The sequence below is a fragment of the Petrimonas mucosa genome, assembly GCF_900095795.1.
Taxonomy (GTDB): Bacteria; Bacteroidota; Bacteroidia; order Bacteroidales; family Dysgonomonadaceae; genus Petrimonas; species Petrimonas mucosa.
In genome coordinates this window covers 2,870,259-2,896,234 of the sequence record NZ_LT608328.1, presented here as the reverse complement: position 1 = coordinate 2,896,234, position 25,976 = coordinate 2,870,259, and the positions used below count along the sequence as shown (strand labels likewise).

13 protein-coding genes are annotated in these 25,976 nt (G+C 50.9%); 12 read left to right on the top strand and 1 reads right to left on the bottom strand.

Going from position 1 to position 25,976, the window contains the following annotated elements:
* Positions 1–143 precede the first annotated feature (143 nt).
* The 6 genes from trmB to ING2E5A_RS11500 all read left to right on the top strand — a co-directional run bounded on the left by trmB (position 144) and on the right by ING2E5A_RS11500 (position 10,967).
* Positions 144–884 carry a tRNA (guanosine(46)-N7)-methyltransferase TrmB gene (gene trmB, locus ING2E5A_RS11525; RefSeq protein ID WP_071137521.1) on the top strand — a complete coding sequence of 247 codons (741 nt, stop codon included), beginning with the start codon at positions 144–146 and terminating at the stop codon, positions 882–884.
* A 12-nt stretch (positions 885–896) separates the two neighbouring features.
* A complete protein-coding gene (locus ING2E5A_RS11520) occupies positions 897–2,006 on the top strand; it encodes an Mrp/NBP35 family ATP-binding protein (protein WP_071137520.1) in 1,110 nt (369 codons plus the stop codon).
* Positions 2,003–2,524 carry an NUDIX hydrolase gene (locus ING2E5A_RS11515; protein ID WP_071137519.1) on the top strand — a complete coding sequence of 174 codons (522 nt, stop codon included), beginning with the start codon at positions 2,003–2,005 and terminating at the stop codon, positions 2,522–2,524. Before ING2E5A_RS11520 ends, ING2E5A_RS11515 begins: the two co-directional genes overlap by 4 nt.
* 131 nt (positions 2,525–2,655) lie before the next feature.
* Positions 2,656–5,649: a tetratricopeptide repeat protein gene (locus tag ING2E5A_RS11510; protein ID WP_071137518.1), complete on the top strand. Its 2,994-nt coding sequence runs from the start codon at positions 2,656–2,658 to the stop codon at positions 5,647–5,649.
* A gap of 17 nt (positions 5,650–5,666) precedes the next feature.
* Positions 5,667–7,367, top strand: coding sequence for a TonB-dependent receptor (locus ING2E5A_RS11505; RefSeq protein ID WP_071137517.1), 1,701 nt, complete (start codon positions 5,667–5,669; stop codon positions 7,365–7,367).
* A gap of 33 nt (positions 7,368–7,400) precedes the next feature.
* Entirely contained in the window at positions 7,401–10,967 is a 3,567-nt protein-coding gene (locus ING2E5A_RS11500; RefSeq protein WP_231960380.1) for a glycosyl hydrolase, read from the top strand.
* Here ING2E5A_RS11500 and ING2E5A_RS11495 read toward each other — a convergent pair.
* Entirely contained in the window at positions 10,907–13,261 is a 2,355-nt protein-coding gene (locus tag ING2E5A_RS11495) for a hypothetical protein (RefSeq protein WP_154670084.1), read from the bottom strand. The two genes, ING2E5A_RS11500 and ING2E5A_RS11495, sit on opposite strands and share 61 nt — an antisense overlap.
* Before the next feature lie 314 nt (positions 13,262–13,575).
* On the opposite strand from ING2E5A_RS11495, the gene dapF reads away from it, so the two are divergent.
* The 6 genes from dapF to asnB all read left to right on the top strand — a co-directional run bounded on the left by dapF (position 13,576) and on the right by asnB (position 25,933).
* Positions 13,576–14,418: a diaminopimelate epimerase gene (gene dapF, locus ING2E5A_RS11490; RefSeq protein WP_071137514.1), complete on the top strand. Its 843-nt coding sequence runs from the start codon at positions 13,576–13,578 to the stop codon at positions 14,416–14,418.
* 4 nt (positions 14,419–14,422) lie between these two features.
* A complete protein-coding gene (locus tag ING2E5A_RS11485) occupies positions 14,423–15,637 on the top strand; it encodes an LL-diaminopimelate aminotransferase (RefSeq protein ID WP_071137513.1) in 1,215 nt (404 codons plus the stop codon).
* Between the two features lie 283 nt (positions 15,638–15,920).
* The gene (locus ING2E5A_RS11480) at positions 15,921–18,116 is read left to right on the top strand and encodes a glutamine synthetase III family protein (protein WP_071137512.1); all 2,196 of its coding nucleotides are present in this window, start codon (positions 15,921–15,923) and stop codon (positions 18,114–18,116) included.
* Positions 18,117–18,165: 49 nt separating this feature from the next.
* On the top strand, positions 18,166–22,698 hold the full coding sequence (gene gltB / locus ING2E5A_RS11475) for a glutamate synthase large subunit (protein WP_071137511.1): 4,533 nt from the start codon (positions 18,166–18,168) through the stop codon (positions 22,696–22,698).
* A gap of 46 nt (positions 22,699–22,744) precedes the next feature.
* A complete protein-coding gene (locus ING2E5A_RS11470; protein WP_071137510.1) occupies positions 22,745–24,175 on the top strand; it encodes a glutamate synthase subunit beta in 1,431 nt (476 codons plus the stop codon).
* Between the two features lie 75 nt (positions 24,176–24,250).
* Positions 24,251–25,933, top strand: a complete 1,683-nt coding sequence (asnB, locus tag ING2E5A_RS11465; protein ID WP_071137509.1) for an asparagine synthase B — start codon at positions 24,251–24,253, stop codon at positions 25,931–25,933.
* The last annotated feature ends 43 nt before the right edge of the window (positions 25,934–25,976 follow it).

Here is a 25,976-nt window from a genome sequence, read left to right as displayed (position 1 = left end):
CTCTATAATAAAGGGATGGAGGATGTTCAAAATGCAGCTGAAGTAACAATCTGCCCTCCAAAAACCGTGTTGTTTGCAGGGTATATGTGCCATATTTAAAGTAAATTTGTATTTTTGTGTACAGAATATGTAGTAAACCGGAAATGGGAAAAAACAAGTTGTCGAAATTTGCGGATATGGCCACCTATCCGAATGTTTTTCAATATACCTTCTCTACATTGCAACAAGGAGGCTTTCCGCTCAAGGGGAAGTGGAGAACCGATTATTTTAGGAACGACAATCCGGTCGTGCTCGAACTGGGATGTGGAAAAGGAGAATACACGGTGGGACTGGCACAGCTGTTTCCCGAAAAGAACTTTATCGGGATCGATATAAAAGGGGCCCGGATGTGGACCGGTGCCACTCAGGCGTTGAATGAAAAACTGGCCAATGTGGCTTTTCTGCGTACCCATATCGAGCTGATCCACCATTTCTTTGCAGAGAACGAGGTGTCGGAGATCTGGATTACCTTTCCCGATCCGCAGATGTCCAAGGTCAACAAGCGGCTTACTTCCACCCGCTTCATGAGAACCTACAGTCAGATCCTGGGGGAGCGTGGTGAGATCCATCTGAAGACCGACAGCAACTTCCTTTATACCTATACCAAAGCCATGATCGAAGAGAACGGCCTGACGGTTTTAACGGACACCGATGATCTGTATGGATCAGGAATCTGCGATAAAGTATTAACTATTCAAACTTTTTATGAACAACAGTGGCGTGCGCGCGGTTTAACCATCAAATATCTCCGATTCCTGAGCCAGAAGAAGGAAAACTGGAAGGAGCCGGATATCAAGATTGAAAAAGATGAATACCGAAGCTTTGGCCGTGATGCCCGTCTCTAGATAAAAATGCATATGGCTATATATCCTCAATTGATTATCGACGCACTCAAACATGTGCGCTACCCGGGAACGGGACAGGATATCGTATCTGCCGGAATGGTGGAAGATGATATCCGTATTGACGGAATGAAGGTCAGTTTTTCGCTTGTCACCGAAAAACAGCACGACCCGTTCATCAAGTCGCTGGTCAAGATGGCTGAACAGGCAATTCTAACTTATGCCGATCCCGATATCGAGATTAAGGGCAACATCTCGGTGAAGTCGAAACAGCCGCCGAGGCCAGCTCTGCCCGAACTGTTGCCTGAAGTGAAGAACATTGTTGCCGTGGCATCTGGAAAGGGAGGAGTGGGGAAGAGCACCGTGTGCACGAACCTGGCCATTGCACTTGCCCAGAAGGGTTACAAGGTGGGATTGCTCGATGCCGATATTTTCGGCCCATCTGTCCCCCGGATGCTTGGTGTTGAAGATGTTCCCGTCTATACTGAGAATGTTGACGGTCGGGATTTGATAGTTCCCGTTGAGAATTACGGAATCAAGATGCTTTCCATCGGATTTTTCGTCAAGAAGGAGGATGCCGTGGTATGGCGCGGTGCCATGGCGAGCAATGCGCTGAAACAACTTATTGCCGATGCCGACTGGGGCGAACTGGACTATTTTCTGATCGACTTCCCTCCGGGGACGAGTGATATCCATTTGACACTGGTTCAGACTCTTCCCATTACCGGAGCCGTTATAGTAAGTACTCCGCAGGAGGTGGCCTTGGCCGATGCCCGTAAGGGGATCAGCATGTTCACGGGGGAGAAGGTGAATGTGCCCATCTTGGGGCTGGTAGAAAACATGGCATGGTTTACTCCTGCCGAATTGCCCGAAAATAGATACTATATCTTTGGAAAGGATGGATGTAAGCAGTTGGCCGAACAGAACGGATATGCCCTGCTGGGTCAGATTCCCATCGTACAGTCCATCAGGGAGGGGGGCGACGACGGACAACCGGTGGCGCTTAATCCCGATACCATTACAGGCATGGCTTTTGCCCATCTGGCCGATAATGTGGTGGAGGCGGTTGAAAAACGCAACCGGGAACTGCCTAAAACAGGAATTGTGGAGGTAACGACAAGATGAAACACCCCCTGCAACAGTTTAATTTTTGCCCCAAGTGCGGTTCACCGCACTTTTTCGAGAACAACATGAAGTCGAAGAGGTGTGCGGAGTGCGGATTCACCTACTACTTCAATTCGTCTGCGGCAGTTGTGGCGCTGATTGAAAATGAAAAGGGTGAACTGTTGATCGCCAGGAGAGCAAAAGAGCCGGCAAAGGGAACCTTCGATCTCCCTGGCGGATTTGTGGACATGTATGAGACGGCGGAAGAGGCTGTTGTCCGCGAGATCCAGGAAGAGACGGGATTGTTGATCTCTGCGCCACACTACCTTTTCTCCATTCCGAATATTTACCTATATTCGGGATTCGAAGTGCACACGATGGATCTTTTCTTTCGATGCAGGGTGTCGGATGTAAGTGAGATGAAGCCGATGGATGATGTGTCGGACCTCTTCTTTATCAAAAAAGAGAGACTTCATCCGGCCGATTTCGGACTGGTCTCAATCCGTAAGGGAATTGAAAAGATATTGGCAGATATTTAGAATTTAATGAGTCTGTAAAAAAAATTGAAGTGAATCTGATTGACGCATGAAATGAAAGGAGTGCCTGTTCATTCCGGTAGAGAGCATATCGGGTTTTATGCGAACCGTTGAAAATAAATAATTTTAGTCGTATGAAAAAAACGATCTTCCTGTTATCATTTGTCCTTGCAATACACCTGACAATGGCACAGCGGACAGTTTACCACCACCAGCCCCTGAAGCTATTCAACCAGGGAAAGGAGATGTTTCTGGAGGGAAACTACACCGGTGCCCAGGAGTTGTTATTGCAGTATGTTCCGGTAAGCAGCGACCGTCTGCTTAAGGAGGAGGCGAAATATATGATTGCCGTTTCATCCTTCTACAAGGGGGTGGAGAATAGCGGTGACCGGATGAAGGAGTTCCTGGACGAGTATCCTGAATCTATCTACCACCATAGATTGAAATTTTTGATTGGCTCTTCTCATTTTGATAAAAAAGAGTGGAAACTGGCCCGTTTCTGGTTCGATCAGGCCGATCTGGATTACCTGATACCGGCAGAACAGGAGGAGTTCAGTTTCCGGAGCGCCTATGCCAATCTGCAACTGGGCAACAGGGAGGAGGCCTACCGGCTCTTTGGCCTGCTCTCGAAGAACAGCAGAAAATATCGTGATGCCGGCAATTTCTACGCAGGGTATATCGATTATTCTACCGGTAAATATGAAGCAGCCCTGAGCCGTTTCGAGTCACTGCGCAACCATCCCGAGTTCGGGGAGCAGGTAGCTTTCTACTCTGCGCAATCCACCTTCTTCAATAACAGACTGGATGAAGCTGTCCGTCTCGCGGAATCGTTTCTGAACAGCTATCCGCGCAGTGAACACGCTACCGAGATGTACCGCATACTGGGCAACAGTCTCTATCGTCAGGGAAAGACAACTACTGCCATCCCCTATTACGAGAACTATTTTGCCGCCACTGCCCAACCGTTGCGGGGGGATGCCTATTTCATGGGACTCTCCTACGTGGAGGCCAGAAAGTATAACGAAGCGGTACAAATGTTTCAAAAGGCGGTTGGCGAACGGGATGCGCTTACCCAAAACGCTCTGTTGCAAATAGGACAAACCCGTTTGAAGCTGGGAGAGAAGCAGCAGGCGCAAATGGCTTTTGAAGCTGCTTCACGCGACAATTTCGATCCGAAGGTCCGTGAAACCGCCATGTTCAATTATGCTCTGCTGGCACATGAAACCAACTTTTCGGTCTTCAGCGAGTCTATCACGCTTTTCGAAAATTTCCTCAAGGAGTTTCCCGCTTCACCATATACCGATCAGGTAAACGATATTCTGGCGGAGACTTTTCTCACCACCAAGGATTACCAGGCAGCCCTTGCGGCCATAAACCGCATATCGCGACCCGGTCGCCGTATCCTGGAGGCAAAACAGATGGTCCTTTTCCAGCTGGGAGCTCAGGAGTTTATCAATGGCGACATGAACGGGGCGGTACAATATTTCAACAATGCCATTGGCATGGGTGATTATGATCTTAAAGCCCGGAACAACTCCTATTACTGGCGTGGTGAGGCACATTATCGTATGGGCAATTATCCGAATGCTGCTTCCGATTTTCAGGTTTTCACCCAAAAGGCATCACCGGCCGATGAAAACTATGCCATGGGCTGGTATAACCTCGGTTACGCCCGATTCAAGCAAAACCAGTTCTCATCGGCAGTCGCTGCATTTCAGCAATATGTTGCTGCCGAGAACAACAAGAGCCGGATTGAATTTGCCGATGCCCATAACCGGATAGGCGACTGCTACTACTATAACCGCAATTTTGCGGAAGCAGAGCGTTTTTACAGTGTAGCCGCTGCGGCCAACCCCGCTGCGGCCGATTATGCAGCTTACCAGAAGGCATTCGTGATGGGACTGCAACGCAATTACCAGGGCAAGGTAGATGCGCTGGACGATCTGATGCGTCGTTATCCCAACTCCCAGTATATCGATGATGCCCTCTACGAAAAGAGTCGCGCACTGGTGATGATGAACCGTGAAGGTGAAGCGATAAACGTATTGCAACAGCTGGTCTCGAACTATCCCAACAGTGCCTTGTCGAGCCAGGCCGGCATCCAGTTGGGTCAACTCTATTATAATACCGGAAATTACCAGAACAGCATCACTGCATACAAGAATGTGATCTCCAAATTTCCCGGTACGGACGATGCCAAAACCGCCCTGTTGTCGCTCGAAACTGTCTACAGTGAACTCAATGACATCGAGTCATATGTCAACTACGCCAACTCGTTGCCGGGAGGAATGCGTATCACGGTGTCGCGCCAGGATTCCCTCACTTACCTGGCTGCCGAAAGTGTCTACATGCGCGGGTCCAAGTCAGAAGCCGAATCGGCCATGCTGCGTTACCTGCAAAGTTATCCCAACGGAGCTTACCATACAGATGCCAACTACTACCTGGGACTCATTGCCGACGGGAATGGCAACAAGCAACAGGCTGCATCCTATTTCAGAAAAGTGGCCGATGCCAACAGTGTCAAATACCTCGACGATGCGTTGATCTATCTCTCAGCTTACGAATATAACAACGGGAACCTTAATCAGGCGCTGGCCGATTACTCCAGGCTGGCAAACTCCGGTCGGAACCAGAATAGCCAGCAAACGGGACAGATGGGTATTGTCCGCACACAATACCGGTTAGGCAGCTACCACGAGGCGGCACGAGCGGCAACAACCCTGCTGGCCAATGCCAACCTTTCGCCCGAAGTGTCTGCAGAGGCAAGATACCTGCGAGGAAAATCGCTACAGCAGGTCAACGAGGTGGAGAAAGCGATGGAGGATTTCCAGCTTCTCGCACAGGATACCCGAAACGTATATGGAGCCGAGGCGCAATTTATCCTCGCCGATACCTACTACCGGTGGAAGTCGTACGACAGGGCCGAATCGCAGGTGAAGGCGTTCATGCAGAAGGGCACGCCCCATCAGTACTGGATGGCCCGTGCACTGATTGTCCTGTCGGATACCTACAGGGCAAAGGGTGATGAATTCCAGGCCAAACAATACCTTGAAAGCCTGAAGAACAATTATAAAGGTGCCGAGGCTGATATTCAGCAAATGATCAACGAGCGATTAAGCAATCTATAACTTTCAATTGAAAACGGATGATGAAAAAGACAATATACAGTATAGCCCTGTTACTGGTTTCGACCGGGGTTTTTGCACAACAACAGGATTCGTTGTTGCGCCGTCAGATGGAGCTGCAACGTGAGTTCAACCCCACACTGCAGGATGCCAACAAGATCAATTCATTGCCGGCAGTTCCGCAACCTGCAATCAAGAAGGCCAATACCGGTTATTCATCATGGGCAGGCAGAACTACCCCGCCGTTGGAAATTGCTGTTCCCAATCCGGCCGATATAATGACGGCTATCCCTTACAATACGAAAAGGGGATATGTTTCGCTTGGTGCCGGAAATTATGCCAATATCGACGGAGTCCTTGGATACCGGCTGGTGGAAAACGAAAAGAACAGTCTGACAGTCAATTTTCTGCACAGTTCAACCGGAGGTGACATCTCCTACGTGCAGGAGAGTGAGCCGGCCGACAACAAGGCCTTTTTTATGGAGAATGCGGGACAGCTCCGATACGGACATCTTCTCAGTACATTCAAGCTTGATCTCAAGGCAGCCTATTCGCACACCGCGTTCAACTATTACGGCAATACTTTCGGGAACGACCGTCATTACGACAATGAGAACCAGACGCTGGGCGTTTTCAACCTGGGATTGGGGATGGAGTCGGACAGATCGGACCGTGTCAATTACAGCGGATCTTTCGATTACCGGAACTTCGCCACCGGCTATGGTCTCACACCGACGAGTGACGGACTGAAGGGAAATTATATCGATTTGGGAATAGGAATCGACAAGCCATACCAGGAGGGTGACACCCGGGTAGGGGTTGACGGTAAGTTCCTCGGCGTTTTCTATTCGGGAGAGTTTGACAACCTCTCCATCTTGAGTGCCAATCCTTTTGTCGCATTCAGCGGATTGAGCTGGAAAGCCCGTTTGGGAGCCGACCTGCAGTTCCAGATGTCTGGAGGCACAAAATTCAGGGTTGCACCGAATGTTGAGCTGGACCTGAAGGTGGCCGACCACTCTTCCCTCTACGCAAACATAAAGGGGGGGATCGACGATAACAGTTTTCTCGATGTGATGAGCGAGGTGCGTTACGTGACACCGATGACACAGGTGAGATCATCATTCTCGATTGTCGATCTCGAGGCCGGAGCCAGGATAGGCGAGGTCAGCGGATTCAGGTTTGATCTTTTTGGCGGATTCAGGAAAACCGACGACGACCATTTGTGGATCATGGATGGATGGATCTATAACGGAGCAGCAGATATGCCGGTTCTGTTCAGAGAGTCGTTGAAGCCTCTTTACACAAACCTGGCGCATACCCATGTTGGAGGAATGATCCGTTCCAATATCTGGTCGCCTCTCGATCTATCGGTACGGGTAAAAAAGAGTATCTACACTGTTGAGGAGACCGGCATCACCGATGCAAAAGCTTACGGCAAACCGGGATTCGAAGCCGGCATTCAGGCCACATATGCTGTCATGAGCAACCTGGAGCTCTTGCTCAACTATTATTTTGCCGGCGACAGATGGTCTTACTTCAACGACGACAACGTGAAGATGGACAACATCAACGACCTCAATCTCGGAGCCCATTACAATATCAATGAATCGTTCTCTATTCAGTTGAAGGCCAATAATCTGTTGCTCCAGAAGTATGATATCTGGTACGGATATCCGGCGCAGGGATTTAACGTGATGGGGGGATTCACATTCAAGTTCTAAGCAGAGAGGCTCATATCCTTAACAATACTTGAGATGAATAGAGACAAAAAAAGCAGGCAAATGAGATCTTTTGTTGTATTGCTGCTGATGACACTCTATTTTCCGGTTTCCGGACAATCGCAAAGATGGAAAGGTTATCCGGATAAAACTTACGACCGGGACCTGTTGAAACACTTTGCTTCGCCACCTGCCGGCTACGGCAATGTCCCCTTCTACTGGTGGAACGGCGATTCGCTCAGGAGAGAGCGACTGCAGGAGCAGTTGGAGATTCTCTCCTCGGCTGCAGTCGACGGTTTTGCGGTCAGCTATATCCACACCTCCCCGCGTATCGATACACTGGAGAACAAAAATGGGTACGGCCTTTTTGGTATGACCGAGCCGGGAGTACCGCCGGTCTTCTCCGAGGAGTGGTGGGAGATCTGGAACTGGTTCTCGGGTGAAGCAGGTCGACGCGGTCTGGGTGCCGGTCTCGACGATTATACGGTGGGTTGGCACGGCAATGGCTACTATCCGGATGAACTGGACACAGTGGCGCTCTTCCGGAACTACAAGGGTGAACTGGTAATCAAGGTGGACACTCTCAGGGGAGGCGAAACCTACGATATGCCTGTTCCAGATAATCTCTTGACTGTCGTGGCGTGGCCAGGCAAGGTGGTGCTCTCCGACAACATCCAGGGAGGACGCATCCGGTGGAGTGCCCCGGGTAAAGGAGTCAGCCAGGTCTATACCATCACTACCGCCCCGGGCTACGTGATACATCCCGAACATGGCAATAAGCTGCTGGATGTATATTTCAACCGTTTTGAACAGAAAATGGATGATGCAGGCCGTGCGGGGATGAACTATTTTTTCCAGGATGAACTTGCATATCCCATCCGTGTGCTCACCTGGTCGGACGATTTCAGCGAGGAGTTTATTCGCAGAAAAGGGTACGACATCGTTCCCTACCTGCCGGCATTGAAAGCGTGGATAGGTCCCGTCACCCCCCGTATCCGGATGGATTATTGTGAAGTGTTGATGGACCTCTCCGAGGAGCGTTACTATAAACCGATCTACCAGTGGCATGCCGACAGGGGGTTGATGTACGGTTGCGATAACCTGGGCAGGGGAAAAGAGCCGGTGGCGTATATCGACTATTTTAGGGCAATGTCGTGGTTCACCGCACCCGGAAACGATGCGCCTGCCAGAGGGTCGAGCTTCCTTGAAACTAAAGTCTCCAGCTCCATTGCCCACCTTTACCGTCGTCCCCGTACCTGGCTTGAGGCGTTTCATAGCATGGGCTGGGGCAGTTCGGGGGCGTGGCTGACAGACCAGATCGACCACCATTTTATTGCCGGCGGAAACCTGGTCTGCATGCATGGACTTTACTACTCCACCCATGGAGGATGGTGGGAGTGGGCTCCACCCGATTTCCATTTCCGGATGCCATACTGGTCCCACATGAAACGTTGGCTCGACTATACCGAACGGATGAGCTTCCTGCTGAGCCAGGGTTCGCATGTGTGTGATATTGCACTGATCTATCCCACTGAGGCAATACAGGCCTATCCCTCAATGAAACCCGACAGTGTGTTCGATCTGGCGTTGAAATTGAGCAATGGAGGACTGGATTTCGACTTTGTCGATTTCCGCTCCCTGAGGGAGGCCAATATCATCGGTCGCGAACTGCAGATGGCAGACGAACGCTACAAGATATTGATCATGGCCGATATGCAGGCGATGCATCACTCCTCACTTCTACAGGCATTGGCATTCTACCGTGCAGGGGGGATCGTGCTGGCTACGGGTAAGCTGCCCAAGGCCACCACTTCAAAAGGGGAGGATGATCCAGAGGTGGAGACGATACTCCGCGAACTGTTTGGTCTCACTGCCGCCGAAGCTGCTGAAGGAAAAGCGGGAAAGAAACAGGTGAATGGTGCCGGCGGTGTGGGGTGGTATATTCCAGATGCACCGGAACGGGAAATTGCCGGTCTGATTACTCCCGACTTCCAGCCGGAGCATGGTGCCGGTAAGGTGCTGCACCGCAGGGTAGGCGACAAGGATATCTATATGGTGAAGGATGTGGAGAAGGGAAGTGAATCTTTTTTCCGGGCTACCGGTCGTGTCGAGTTGTGGGACGCCCACAACGGTACCGCACAGGTCTGTCCCGTATTGTCGCAGGATGAGAGTGGAACCCGCATCCGGATGAACCGGGAGACGGGAAACTCCTACCTGATTGTTTTCTCGCCCGGTGAGCCGCTGATGGCGGATGAGGAGAGTAAAACCTTGCAGCTGAGACAAACGGTTGCCCTGGAAAAGGAGTGGCAGACTGAACTGCTGCCTACTCTTCAGAACAAGTGGGGAGATTTCCGCTTCCCGGCTTTTGACGGTATGATTGGGGCCGAAGCCCGGACCTTCCGCTTTACACCGGACAACGGCGTCGCCGGTGACTGGATGAAACCCGACTATGATGACAGCAAGTGGGAGGAAGGTATCTACGGTTACGGTCCCCAATTCATGACAAGTGCAGATGGAACTCCCTGGATACCGCTCTCCTTCTCCTGGCAGTATGGAGTATGGGATAATCCGGGCGCACAGGGGTATCACGGTTTGAAAGGAAAGGTGGACGACCGCTTCCTTATCCTGGACAAGGGGGAGAATCAACGGTTCAAAACCCATCTCTACGCTCCTGAGAAGGGCTCCTACCGGATCGTTTCCGAGGGGGTTATACCCAGCCAAATACGGATCGATAGCCGGGAGGTCAACGGAGTTGTCCACCTGAAGAAGGGGTGGCACCTTCTGGAGGTTCAATACGACCGATCGGAACAGGTGGAGTATAAGCCCCGTACAGGATTGTATAACGATACACGTCGGCGGGGAATGGTGCTTCTCTACCCTGAAGGGGTGCCAATACCGGAGAAGCCGTCCCGTTATGCTGAAGCGGTGTCGTCGCGCTGGGGTGCCGGAGGCCATTTGATGTACGACCCTTACGGCGGTGCTTACCACAAGTGGATCTATCGCTTTAAAGCGGTGCCGGGACTGGAGGAGATGACCATGGCGTTGCATGGTGAATTGACCGACCTCTGGATTGATGGGGAACCGGTTGCAAAGAGCCGGATCCACCATATGGGTGATCACCGTTACCGGGTGGTATTGAGTGAGAAGAGAGAACGAACTGCAACAGTCGCCTTCCGGGTGCGTACGGAGATCGGATATCAAGGCACGGCTGTTTTGTGTGGCCCGATAGAGCTGAAGACATCTACGGGACTGATGAAGAGCGGTGATTGGTCGCAGGAGGGGGCGCTTCGCCACTACTCTGGCGGGATCCGTTATCGTCAGTCGTATGAACTGGAGAAGATAGAAGGGGCCAGGCAGGTGATGCTAAGTCTGGGCGATGTGATAGCCACCTGTGAAGTGACGGTCAACGGCCAGTCGGCCGGGGTCCTGATCAGTCCTCCATACGAATTGGATGTTACCGAAATGGTGAAAGAGGGTGCAAACGAGATCGAGGTACTGGTATACAGTACCCTTTCGAACCACTATCAGACCATTCCCACCCCTTATCGTGGAGATCCCGGAGCCGGACTGATCGGTCCGGTGTCGCTGTCGGTATATGAGTGAACTTCTCGCTCCTTTTCTATCCACTTCAGGGTGTAGTTGAGGTTTATGTATTTCTCCTTCAGATCTTGTGGAATATAAAAATATTGGTTAGACGCTTCGTACCCGATGGCAGGATTGCGTAGAACCAGGGGGAGCAGCTCCTTCACATGGAGCATCTCATCCCTTACACACTCTTCCATGATCTTGAGGCTGTTCAGCCGGCGGGCCTCTTCTGTCGCCTCGAGGTATTTGTTGCGCTCCCTGATAAATGTCGCTTGAGTTGCAACGGACGAGAAATGAAGATGGATCACTTTGGCCAGTTCCATCTCCCTCCGGATGGATGTGCGGTTTTTTCTCTCACAGAGACTCAACGCTTCTCCCAACTCATGATAACCCTGCTCAAATCCTTCAGCCACCTTCCTGATCTGTCCGATCCAGGTATCGGTAGGGTAGATGGCGCGCCACGATGCCAGGTCGTCATAAGGAAGACCAACCATCGTGGCTTTATAGCCGGTTGGCCGGGTATGAAACAGGTTGGCTGCCCCCATATGTTGAGGTCCGTTATACAATGTACCAATATGGTAAGGGTATTCTGCAAATCCGGATGAGAAACAGTGCCATGCATTTCGGATATGGGGAGCAGATTTTTTATCGTAGTACCGGGCGGCAAACCGGACCAAATCGGCTTGCTGCGGATTATTGAACACCTCCTGAAACAGTGCCATGTTCTTGGAAGGATATCCGCCAACACTCCAGCTGAACATGATACCGTCGATCGATTCGTCCGACAGGTTCCCGGCATGTTCTGCAATCAGATCCATGGCCGGTATCAGGGGCACAGAACCCACTTCCCAGCTTGTATTGACCTGAATCTTGGCGACAATCTTCAATCCGGCCTCTCTGGCCCATTTCCAATATTGCAGCGCACGGGGCCCCGGGCCGACAGAGGATATGGAGTATTCGCCCACTCTTGATTCAATGCCTCCCCGTTCAATTGGCAGAGACCATTCGCTTACTGACATGAGCCAGGCATCCTTGGGCAATTGGCGGATAATCTTTTCTGCCTGATTGTCGTCCCATCCCCAATCATATACAAGCACATTGGCGGCGGGATTACCCTTTTTGACCCCTTCGAATATGGCCCGATTGACTTCGGCAATAATCTTGTCGTAGGGGAGCTCCTTGCACCTTCCGCACTGGGTATGTCTTCCGTGCGATGCACAGTTGGTCAGGTTTTCAGATGCCGTGATGGTAAACACTCCTCCCAAACCGGGTACGGAGCTGAATACCTTTTCAAACGAATCTCTCAGCCAATCGTGAACGATCCTGTTTGAGGTGCAAAGGGAGTAGAGGTCTCCACCCTGTCCTCCCTTTACTCCGATCAGCTCTTTTCTCTCCTGGCTGTCAAAGAACTCTTCAGGCATCGCCCGAGGCTCATTTACATATAGATAGACTTTTATGCCATATCTGTCGGCTCTTTGAACCAGCTTGTTGAGGTTCCCGATCCTCTCTGCATAATCTTCATCTCCGGGAAGGATACCGGAAGGGGGAACCAACGTTCGCAGTACCGTATGAACCCATACGGCATTGATTCCCTTTTCGGAGAGTCGTTTCAACAGGAAATCGGGATAGGAGGAGATCTCCGGATCTTTCAGCGGATCGCCGAATTCAGCAAAATAGGAGAAGACCATCCGTATTGCGAGGTTACTCTTTTCTCTCATTTCCCATCCACTCTCCTCCGACGACATATCCCTGGTAAATGCAAAACGTGCCGTTTCGGGGACGATGACCTTGTCAAGCTCCCTTAGCCAATTCGAGATGCTGGCTGCCTGCTGTTGCATCTGCAGCGAGGGTTCACGGTAATACAACGGGGTGCAGTAAGGTTTCAATTGACCCAGCTTTACAAAAAGAAAGTCATCCTCAATCAGTCTCCAGGCAAGTTCCTGTCGGCTCATCCCCAGCAAGACCAGCAACTGTTCATAGGGCAACAGGTGCCAGTTGTGCCTCAATACAGTAATGTAGCCTTTGGGACCGCTCCATATCGGGTCAATTCCCTTCTGTCTCTCCAGTCCCATGGACAGGGCTATCTTCTCTACATTCTCCACAGTCGTATTCAACACCTCTGCCAGCCGCAGAGCAGGAACCGTTGTCCAGTTACGCCAGATGAATGCATGCATCCTGCTGGGGAAATGTGTAAACTCAATGGCCGGAATCGGGGAGTGATCCCCCGGGAGCTCAGGCTGTTCAACGGGTTGGGAATAGGTTCCCAGACAAAGTGCCGAAAAAAGCAAGCAGAGTACAATTTCTCTCTTCATGACATCAGTATATCTCGCTGTTTTATTCTCCAAGGTCATTTTTTGCCATTAAAAGTAGCACAATTTTCTCAAAGTTCATACGAATGCAGCAATGAAAGCAGCTGGGTTGACAAAGCCTCTCTGCTCAGCTCTTCTCTTCCCGAGTGAAAAACGGCTCTCATCGCTCTCTTTTGCATTTTTTTTTCGCAATAATGGTTGGAATATGTATTATTGAAAAAGAAAAATGTCACTAATAACGTGAAGTTTCATCTTTATGATTAATTTTGCGCGATAATTGAGATGGGTGAAGCAAAAGAAAGTATCAACAAGACATTATGAAATTTACAAAGATGCATGGAACCGGTAATGACTATATCTATGTCAACGGTTTCGTGGAAAAGATAGAGAATCCATCGGAGCTCTCGAGGAAGTTGAGCGACAGGCACAAGGGGGTAGGTTCCGATGGTTTGGTCATGATATTGCCTTCTGAAAAATGTGACTTCAGGATGCGCATGTTCAACTCCGACGGGTCTGAATCGGAGATGTGCGGCAATGCATCGCGGTGTGTCGGGAAGTATGTTTACGAGAAGGGGTTGACCGACAAGACCGAGATTACGCTGGAAACCCTGGCCGGCACCAAGGTGTTGAGACTTTGGTTGAATGAGAGGAAGAAGGTGGAAAAAGTAACTGTGGATATGGGCGTTCCCGTTTTTGATGCACCCTCCATCCCCGCTACGTTTGAACAGTGGCCTGTAATAAGATATCCGTTGCCGGTTGGTGAAGATGGTATCTATGAGGTTACCTCTCTTTCAATGGGGAACCCGCACGCTGTGCTCTTTCTTGAGAAGATTGATGAGCTCAATCTTCCCGTAATCGGGCCGATCATTGAACACTCCCCATTTTTCCCCAACCGGACCAATACCGAATTTGTGGAGGTGGTGCCGGGCGGTTTGAAGATGCGCGTTTGGGAGCGCGGGGCCGGCGAGACGATGGCTTGTGGTACCGGAGCCTGTGCTGCGGTGGTTGCGGCCGTTCTTAACGGAGTGGCCGACCGGAAAACAACTGTGCAATTGAGGGGTGGCAGCTTGGAGATTGAGTGGAACGAAGAGAGTAATAGGGTCTACCTGACTGGAGATGCAGTGACTGTATTTGAAGGAGAGACTGAATTGGAAAACTGATTTTATGCCTACTATAAACGAGAACTTTATTAAAATTCCCGCTACCTACCTTTTTTCAGAGATTGCCCGGCGGGTATCGGCATACCGGTCTGAACACCCAGATGTCGATATTATCCGCATGGGAATCGGAGACGTGACACTGCCCCTGCCGGATGTCTGCGTGGATGCGATGATAAAAGCTGCCGAAGAGCAGAGGAGTGTGGCCACGTTCAGGGGATACGGTCCCGAGCAGGGTTATGATTTCCTTCGTAAGGCAATTGTGGAGAACGATTTTCAAGCGTTTGGAATTGAGGAGGACGAGGTCTTTGTTAGCGATGGAGCCAAGAGCGATACTGGTAACATTGGCGATATCTTTAGCCGGGACAACAAGGTGGCCATTACCGATCCGAGTTATCCGGTATATGTGGATACCAACGCCATGGGTGGACGTGCCGGCCAGTTTCTGAACGGGCAGTGGAGCGGCCTGGTATATTTGCCCTGTAACGAGTCTAACCGTTTTGTTCCGGAGTTACCTGCCGGGAAAGTGGATATCATCTATCTCTGTTATCCCAATAATCCGACCGGTACTGTGCTTACAAGGGAGCAGCTGGCTGTCTGGGTCAATTATGCACGTGACAAGGGAGCAGTTATCCTTTTCGATGCCGCCTATGAGGCCTTTATCTCGGAGAAGGATGTACCACACACCATTTATGAGATTGATGGGGCCAAAGAGGTTGCGATCGAATTCAGGAGCTTTTCCAAGACTGCAGGATTTACCGGAACCAGATGCGGTTATACGGTTGTCCCCAAATCTGTCAAGGCGCTTTCTGAAAACGGGGAGCGTGTAGCCCTGAATAAACTCTGGCTCCGGAGGCAGACCACCAAGTTCAATGGAGTATCCTACGCCGTGCAGCGTGCTGCAGAAGCAACCTATACCCCGGAAGGGAAGAGACAGGTCAGATCGCTTATTGATTATTATATGGACAATGCCCGTATTATCCGCCAAGCGCTTCAGTCGATAGGGATGAGTGTCTATGGCGGAGTGAATGCTCCGTATATCTGGGTGAAAACACCCGACAGGATGGGGAGTTGGGATTATTTCGATTATCTGCTGAAGGAAAAGGGGATTGTCTGCACGCCCGGGGCCGGATTTGGCGCCTCAGGCGAAGGCTTTGTGAGATTCTCCGCATTTGGGGAGAAGGAGCGGATTGTGGAGGCGACCCGAAGGTTGCTGCGCTGATTTCATATCTGCGTTTTGCAAAAGGGGGCGTGTCACTTTTTACCGGCACGCCCCTTTTTGATATGGTGTGGTTGTAAACGACCGGCAGCGGCTCCTCTCCATAAAATAAATCGATGGCTGACACTAACAAAACGATATATTTTAGTTAAAATAAAAGAAAAGTGTCGCAAATCTTGTGTAAAAAAATCAAAGTGTTTATCTTTGTGTGTTTAATTTGGCAAAACGATATAAAATATTGGCCTGATAAAAAATATTGAAGCTAACTCATTAAAATAGAATCATTATGTCAACTTTGAGATTCAGTGCAATTGTGGAGGCATCGAAGCGCCTTCCGGTGATGGGAGAGACTCCCAAGGGACAACCGTCGGATTATTATGGCAAGTATGTCTTTAATCGCAGGCAGATGGCCAAATACCTGTCCAAGGATACGATTAAAGTTATTGTGGATGCCATTGATGAAGGAGTAACGCTACCCCGCGAAATTGCTGAACATGTTGCGGCGGGGATGAAAATGTGGGCAATGGAGATGGGTGCAACCCATTATACGCACTGGTTCCAACCGCTGACAGACGGTACGGCGGAAAAGCATGACAGCTTTATTGATTATGCCGGAGCCCCCGGCGGAGATATCATCGAGAAGTTTTCAGGTAAATTGCTTGCACAGCAGGAACCGGATGCGTCGAGTTTCCCCAGCGGAGGTATCCGGAATACCTTTGAGGCCAGGGGATACACCGCCTGGGATCCTTCGTCGCCCGCCTTCATTGTAGACGATACCCTTTGTATCCCGACGGTTTTCATCTCCTATACGGGTGAAGCTCTCGATTACAAGACCCCGTTGTTGAAAGCGCTGTCGGCTGTTGACAAGGCTGCAGTAGAGGTTTGCCGGCTCTTCGACCCGAAAGTGAAAAAGGTCTATTCCTACCTGGGTTGGGAACAGGAGTACTTCCTTGTCGACCAAGCCCTCTATGATGCCCGGCCCGATCTTCACCTCACCGGCAGGACATTGATGGGGCACGAGAGTGCCAAGAACCAGCAGCTGGAGGATCACTATTTTGGATCGATACCGCCCAGGGTAGCAGCATTCATGAGGGAGGTGGAGTTTGAAGCATATAAATATGGCATTCCGTTGAAGACCAGGCACAACGAGGTGGCACCCAATCAGTTTGAGCTGGCGCCTGTTTTCGGTGAGACCAACCTCTCCGTCGATCAGAACCTGCTGGTTATGTCGTTGATGGACAGGATAGCGGCCAAGCATCATTTCAGGTTGCTCCTTCACGAAAAACCGTTTGCCGGAATCAACGGATCGGGCAAGCACAACAACTGGTCGCTGGGAACCGATACCGGTGTCGGTCTCTTTACTCCCGGCAAGACCCCGCGTGAAAACCTGCAGTTTATCGTGTTTGTCGTCAATACGTTGATGGCCGTTTACAAGAATAACGGGCTGCTCAAGGCGTCAATCATGTCGGCTCAGAATGCACACCGTCTTGGTGCAAATGAAGCTCCGCCCGCCATTATCTCCGTTTTTCTCGGAACACAGATTTCTGCCGTTCTCGACAAGATTGAAGAGAGCTCAGAGGATGACGAGATATCGGTAGATGAGTTTCAGAAGATGAAACTGGGTGTTGCCCATATTCCCGAGGTGCTGATCGACAATACCGACCGTAACCGTACATCACCGTTCGCATTTACGGGCAACCGCTTTGAGTTCCGTGCCGTAGGTTCGTCGGCAAACTGCGCTTCGGCGATGACGGCATTGAATGCCGCGGTAGCGATGCAGCTGATCGAGTTCAAAAAAGAGATTGACGAGAAGATGAAATCGGGAATGAAAAAGGAGGAGGCGATCTACGATACGCTCCGTCATTATATCAAGGCTTGCAAGTATATCCGATTCGACGGAAACGGATATTCCGACGAGTGGAAAGCTGAGGCCAAAAGACGCGGTCTGGATTGCGAAACAAGTGTTCCGTTGATCTATGACAACTATCTCAGCAAGCAGTCGGTCGAACTTTTTGAGACCATTGGAGTATTGAGCGAACGGGAGCTCCATGCCCGGAACGAAGTGAAATGGGAAACTTACACCAAGAAGATCCAGATCGAAGCCCGCGTTCTTGGCGACCTCTCCATCAATCATATCATTCCGGTGGCTACAAAGTACCAGACAATGCTACTGGACAATGTATATAAGCTGCGCGGGGTATTTAGCGAAAAGGAGGCAGAGGAGCTCAACAAGGACGATATTGCCTTGATCGTGGATATCGCGAAACACATTTCAGGAATCAAAACCAACGTGGATGCGATGGTCGAGGCCAGGAAAGTGGCCAATAAGATTGAGAATGTGCGCGAAAAAGCGATTGCCTACCACGATACCGTGCTGCCCTATTTCGATGTTATCCGTTATCACATCGACAAGTTGGAGCTGATAGTGGATAACCAGATGTGGCCGCTTCCCAAGTACAGGGAGCTGCTCTTTATCAGCTAAAACCATTTTTTCTCATTTGACATCCGGCTTTAAAAAAGAAACAGACAGAATGATTAACGATAATCCTTTCCAGCATATTGCTGAATACGAGCAAAAGTCGCTTTATTCCTTTCAGAACGAACACGATGCCTGTGGCGTGGGACTGGTGGTTTCGTTGAACGGGGACAAATCACACGAAACGGTTGAGTGTGGCCTCCAGGTACTCGAGAATATGGTACATCGGGGGGCAGAAAGCGCCGACAACCAAACTGGAGATGGAGCGGGTATTCTTGTTCATATCCCACACGAATTTATCCTCTTGCAGGGAATTGCCGTCCCATCCAAAGGTAAATATGGGACAGGCCTTGTCTTTCTTCCCAAGGATAAGCAAAGAGCAGATGAATACCTCAAGCTGATTCGGGACTATACGGTAAAAGAGAACCTGAATCTGCTCGCGGTAAGAGATGTTCCCGTCAATTCAGCCTGTCTGGGTGAGATATCACGCTCCAGCGAGCCCGACATCAAGCAGATCTTTATTACGGGGGGGTACCCTCAGGATGAACTGGAGCGGAAACTCTACATCCTGCGCAAGAAGATCGAGAAAGCCGTTTTGGAGTCAGGTAAGGCGGGCGATCGCAGTTTCTACATCGTAACCCTCTCTACGCGGCAGATGGTCTACAAGGGGATGCTGACCTCATTACAGTTGCGGGACTATTTTCCCGACCTTTCAAACCCCAATTTTACCAGTAGGGTAGCACTGGTCCACTCCCGTTTCAGTACCAACACTTTCCCTACATGGGACCTGGCACAGCCTTTCCGGATGCTGGGACACAATGGCGAGATCAATACCATCCGGGGTAACCGCCAATGGATGGAGAGCCGCGAAAGCGTCCTGAAATCAGAACTCCTGGGCGATATGAGTGAGTTGTTTCCCATCGTGCAGCCAGGCATGAGCGACAGCGCATCACTGGATAACGTTTTGGAACTTCTCGTCATGTCGGGTAAAACGCTTCCCCATGCCCTGGCCATGCTCGTGCCGGAGAGTTTCAACGACAAGAACCCGATTTCGGGCGACCTGAAAGCGTTTTACGAGTACCACAGCATGTTGATGGAACCATGGGACGGACCGGCTGCATTGCTTTTCAGTGACGGACGGTTTGCCGGCGGTCTGCTGGACAGGAACGGACTCAGGCCGGCGCGATATACGGTGACACACGATGACCAGCTGATCATCGCTTCCGAAACCGGGGTGCTCGAGATTGCTCCCGAGAAGATCAAAGCGCGTGGACGTCTCCGTCCCGGAAAGATGTTGATGGTAGATACCAAGACCGGACGTATCTTCTCCGACGACGAGCTGAAGAAGACGCTTGCCGATGCTTTTCCGTACAGGGAGTGGCTAAACAAGAACTGCAGCAACCTCGAGCAGATCTCGTCGGGAAGGAGTGTGAACAATGAGATCCCTCACCTGGATACGTTGCTGACCGCCTTCGGCTATTCGGTGGAAGATGTAGATAATCTGATTGTTCCTATGGCTGCCGAGGGCAAGGAGCCTGTCTCCTCCATGGGTAATGATGTTTCGCTGGCTCTCTTCTCCCGGAAACAGCAGCGTCTCTTCAACTATTTCCGTCAACAGTTTGCACAGGTTACCAATCCCCCCATCGATCCGATCAGGGAGGAGTTGGTGATGTCGCTGACCGGATATGTGGGTGCTATCCACCAGAACCTGTTGGATCAGATTCCACGCCTGTCGAGGATTGTGAAGGTGAAGAGCCCGATCTTGACCAACACGCAGTTTGATATTCTGCTGAATCTGCGGTATAAAGGATTTTCTGCTGCTGTTCTGCCGATGCTTTTCAACCCTGAAGAGGGTACTGACGGCTTGAAAAAAGCTATTGACGAATTGTGCCTTCTGGTAGAAAAGGCAGTTGATGAAGGGAAGAATTATATTGTGCTGAGCGATCGCGGAGTGGACCGGAATCATGCTCCCATTCCTTGCCTCCTGGCCGTGTCGGCCGTACACCATTACCTGGTGGAGAAGAGGAAGAGGATCCAGATCGATATTGTTGTAGAGAGTGCCGAACCCCGGGAGGTGATGCATTTTGCACTGTTGTTCGGTTTCGGGGCAAATGCCGTAAATCCCTATCTCGCCTTTGCCCTGCTGGCAAGAAAGGTGAAAACTGGCGACATCCAGCTCGACTTCGATACGGCTAAGAAAAACTATATCAAGGCGATCAACAAGGGACTGCTCAAGGTCCTCTCAAAAATGGGAAATTCAACACTGAGAAGCTATCGCGGTGCGCATATTTTTGAAGCCATCGGTATCTCTTCATCTGTACTGAATGCCTATTTCAAGGGTATCTCGTCGAAGATTGAAGGGATCGATCTGGACGATATTGCCAGGGAAGTGCTGGATCCATTTCTTGAAGCATATCGCGAGACCGGCGATTCGTTACGGCTGAAAAACCTGGGTCAGTATGCCTACCGCAACGACGGGGAGTACCATGCCTGGAATCCCGAGACGATCTACAGGTTGCAGATTGCAACCAAGACCAATGATTACGGGCTGTTCAAGGAGTATAGCCGAATGGTGGACGACAAGCCCAATCCTGCCTTTATCAGAGACCTGCTCGACTACAAGCGTAACCCGATCGATATCTCGGAGGTGGAACCGGTCGAAAAGATCATGAAACGGTTCTGTACCGGAGCCATGTCGTTCGGCTCCATCAGCCGGGAGGCGCATGAAGCAATGGCAATTGCCATGAATATCATTGGTGGAAGAAGCAATACCGGCGAGGGTGGAGAGGATCCCGAAAGGTACAAAAAGCGAGAAGATGGCTTGAGTACCCGTTCAGCAATCAAACAGGTCGCTTCAGGACGTTTTGGTGTTACCGCCGAATACCTGGTGAATGCCGATGAGCTCCAGATCAAGATCGCCCAGGGCGCAAAGCCAGGTGAGGGAGGGCAGCTCCCCGGATTTAAGGTGGACAAGATCATTGCCAAAACCAGACACTCCATTCCAGGTATCTCATTGATTTCACCGCCGCCGCACCACGATATCTACTCCATCGAGGACCTGGCTCAACTGATTTTCGACTTGAAGAACATCAATCCGGAAGCGATAGTGAGTGTCAAGCTGGTCTCGGAGAGTGGAGTAGGGACCATCGCGGCCGGCGTGGCCAAGGCGAAGGCCGATCTGATCCTGATAAGCGGAAGCGAAGGGGGAACAGGCGCAAGCCCTGCAAGTTCCATCAAGCATGCCGGCTTGCCGTTGGAGATCGGTCTTGCAGAGACACAGCAGACCCTTGTGATGAATAACCTGCGCGGTGTGGTCAGGTTACAGGCCGATGGACAGCTCAAAACCGGACGGGATATCATTCTTGCCGCATTGCTGGGAGCCGAGGAGTTCGGATTCGCCACCAGTGCGCTGATCGTGCTGGGTTGCGTGATGATGCGCAAGTGTCACCTCAACACCTGCCCAGTGGGAGTTGCCACTCAAAACGAGGAGCTTCGCAGGCGGTTCGTTGGGAGGTACGAATACCTGGTCAATTTCTTCAGGTTTCTGGCCGAAGAGACCCGTGAGCATCTCGCACAACTGGGATTCAGGACATTGGAGGAGGCTGTCGGACGGTCCGACCTGTTGGAGAGGCGACACTTTCCAGATTTCCCGAAAACGGAAAAAGCCGATCTTTCGAAAATCACCTTCTTCCCAGGCAATCTCACCACAAATGCGTTGCGCAACGTAGCAAAACAGGAGCACAAGATATACGATATCCTCGACAGGGAACTGATTGGCAGATCAGCACCCGCACTGGATCTGCTTATACCTGTAGAGATGAGAATGAAGATCAGGAATACCGATCGGGTAACAGGCGCCATGCTTTCCGGAGAGATAGCCAGGCGCTACGGTCAGGCGGGATTGCCGGAAGATACCATCAAGGTGACATTCGAAGGTTCCGCAGGTCAGAGTTTTGGAGCATTTCTGGCCAAAGGGGTCACTTTCCGCATCGAGGGTGATGCCAACGATTATCTGGGTAAGGGACTCTCCGGCGGAAAAATCGTTGTTGTTCCCCCAGCCGGAAGCAGCTTCAAGCCCGAAGAGAATATCCTCTGCGGAAACACACTGCTTTACGGTGCCACATCGGGCGAGGTCTACATCAATGGAGTGGTCGGAGAACGTTTCTGCGTGCGGAACTCTGGTGCGATAGCCGTTGTAGAAGGGGCAGGCGACCATTGCTGCGAATATATGACCGGTGGCCGGACTGTGGTGCTGGGCCCAACCGGGCGAAATTTTGCTGCAGGTATGAGCGGAGGGATCGCTTATGTTTTCGATGAAAAGGGAAATTTCGACTATTTCTGCAACATGGAGATGTCAGAGCTTGCGCTTATTGAGGATAAGGAGGACGAGAAAGAGCTTTACAGGCTCATATCGACGCACTATAGCCATACCGGGAGTCCGTTGGCAAAACGTATTCTGGACAACTGGAGTGAAAATGTGGAGAGGTTCATCAAGGTGGTTCCGATTGAATACAAGAAGGTATTGCAGGAGGAGAAATTGATGGCGTTAGACAAGAAGAGACAAGTAACCTCTAAAGCAGAAGTTTGATGATTTCATTGCCGCCAGGCATGGAGCTGTAACAAATTGAGATAAGATGGGTAATCCGAAAGCATTTATAACTATTCCCCGCAAAGAGGCGGGATACAGACCGGTCGAGGAGAGAACCGGAGACTTCGAGGAAGTTGAACTGACTCTGAATCAGGAAGAACGGAAAGTGCAGGCATCCCGGTGCATGGATTGCGGAATTCCTTTTTGTCATTGGGCCTGCCCGCTGGGCAACCGAATGCCTGAATGGCAGGATATGATTTACAAGGGAAAATGGAAAGAGGGGGTGGAGATCCTGCATGAGACCAACAACTTCCCCGATTTTACGGGAAGGGTCTGCCCGGCTCCCTGCGAGAAATCGTGTGTGCTGGCTTTACACGAGGCGCCGGTTACCATACGCGAAAATGAAGCATCGGTTACGGAGGTCGCTTTTTTGGAAGGCATGATCAAGGCTATCCCTCCCCGTCACCGGACAGGAAAGAGAGTGGCAGTCGTGGGCTCCGGCCCGGCAGGACTGGCCATTGCCCAGCAGCTCAACAGGAAGGGACATACCGTGACGGTTTTCGAAAAGGATAGGAGTCCGGGTGGCCTGCTCCGGTATGGCATACCCAACTTCAAACTCGACAAGAAGGTGATCGACAGAAGGTTGAATCAGCTTGTGGAGGAGGGGGTCCTCTTCAGAACCAATACCGAGATTGGGAAGGATGTATCCGGAGAGGAGTTGATGAGGAACTACGATGCCGTCTGCCTGGCGGTAGGTGCAGGCAAGCCGAGGGATATCACACCGGTAGGACGCGACCTGAAAGGAATCTATTTTGCAATGGATTTTCTTTCGCAGCAGAATCAGCTTGTCATGGGTGAACCGATGAGTCATTCCGAGAGGATTTCGGCCAGAGGGAAGCATGTTCTGGTAATTGGAGGCGGCGATACCGGTTCAGATTGCGTAGGAACCTCCATACGGCAAGGCGCAGTAAAGGTGACCCAGATAGAGATCATGCCCAAGCCGCCCGTCGGGAAAAATCCAGCCACGCCGTGGCCCCACAGCTATCCAAATGTATTGAAGACATCCAGTTCGCATGAGGAGGGGTGTGAACGCCGCTGGTTGCTGAACACCCTTGAGTTCAGGGGCGAAAACGGTAATGTAAAGGAGGCGGTAGTGGAGGAGATCAGCTGGCAGAAAGCAGATAACGGACGATTAACCATGGTGGGTACGGGCAATATCGAGGTGATCAAGGCAGATATTGTCTTCCTCGCACTGGGATTTGTTCACCCTGTACACGAGGGATTGCTTGACGAACTTGGCTTGGAGTATGATGTCCGCGGAAACGTTGCAGTAGACAAGGAGAGTCGCAGTTCGGTGGCAAAAGTGTTTGCTACCGGCGACGCAGTGATGGGTGCCAGCCTGGTTGTAAAAGCGATCGCTTCGGGCCGGAAGGTGGCCGAAAGTGTTCACCGGATGTTGGTAGAAGCAACGGTTTAAGATACTCCTGACCTGAAAAAGCAAAATTATCCGAAACTCTTATTTAAAAACCATAATCTTAAAAGTTTAATCGAAATGTGTGGTATTGTAGGTACATTTAATATAAAGAAGCCCGCAGAGAGTCTGCGGCAACAGATCCTGAAGATGTCAAAGACGGTCCGGCACCGTGGTCCGGACTGGTCGGGCATCTACGTTTCGGATAAGGCCATCCTGGCACATGAACGATTGGCTATCGTAGACCCGAAGTCGGGTGGACAACCGCTCTACAGCAAAGACGGCAAACTGGTTCTGGCCGTTAACGGCGAGATCTATAATCACAGGGAGATCCGTAAGCGGTTTGAGAGCAGGTATGAGTTCACAACCCAGTCGGATTGTGAGGTGATACTGGCCCTATACCGGGAAAAGGGTGTAGACTTCCTGGAAGATTTGAATGGAATTTTCGCTTTTGCCCTCTACGATATTGAAAACGACCGTTTCATGATCGGGCGAGACCATATCGGGATCATTCCACTATATCAGGGGTGGGACAAGGATGGTGCCTACTACGTAGCCTCCGAACTGAAGGCGCTGGAGGGTTACTGCAGCAAGATTGAGGAGTTTCTGCCCGGACATTACTACTACAGTCTCGACGATGAGCCGCGCAGGTGGTATGAGCGCGACTGGATGGAGTATGAAAATGTAAAGGAGAATCGATCGGATATTGAAGAGTTGCGCCAGGCGCTGGAGGATGCGGTAGAGCGCCAGCTGATGTCGGATGTGCCGTACGGGGTCTTGCTTTCGGGCGGATTGGACAGTTCAATCATCTCGGCAATAGCTAGAAAATTTGCAGCCAAACGGATCGAGACCGGAAACCGGGAGGATGCATGGTGGCCCAGGCTCCACTCGTTTGCCATTGGGCTGGAGGGTTCACCTGACCTGGCTGCCGCGAAGCGGGTAGCCGACCATATCGGTTCCATTCACCACGAGATACATTTTACCGTGCGGGAGGGACTGGATGCCTTAAGGGATGTGATCTACCATATTGAAACCTATGACGTGACCACCGTACGTGCCAGTACTCCGATGTACCTGCTGGCCCGTTATATCCGTTCAATGGGAGTCAAGATGGTGCTTTCGGGTGAAGGAGCCGATGAAGTATTCGGAGGTTATCTCTATTTTCACAAGGCCCCCAATGCGGAAGAGTTTCACAAGGAGACCGTTCGGAAATTGGGCAAACTGCATCAGTATGACTGTTTGAGGGCAAATAAATCGCTGGCTGCCTGGGGTGTAGAGGGGCGTGTGCCCTTTCTCGACAAGGAGTTTCTGGATGTGGCCATGCGGCTCAACCCGAAGGATAAGATGGCAGGAAACGGAAAGGTGGAAAAGTATATCCTGCGTAAGGCATTTGAAGATTACCTGCCAAGAGAGGTGGCTTGGCGCCAGAAGGAGCAGTTCTCGGACGGGGTGGGGTACAACTGGATCGATACGCTGAAGATCATTGCAAGCGAGACGGTCACCGATGAACAGATGGCAAATGTGAAGTACCGTTTTCCGATAAATCCTCCACTTACAAAAGAAGAGTACGTCTACCGCAGCATCTATTCCGAACTGTTTCCCTCCGACTCGGCTGCCCAGTGTGTGCCGTCAGTACCTTCGGTTGCCTGCAGTACTCCTGTGGCGCTGGAATGGGATGAGGCTTTCAGAAAAAATGCAGATCCATCTGGACGTGCTGTAGGTTCGGTGCATGAAATGGGTTACACATTTTCAGCGGTGGATTGACCCGATATTTTTGACGAAATGCGTATCTTTGCCAGGAAAATGT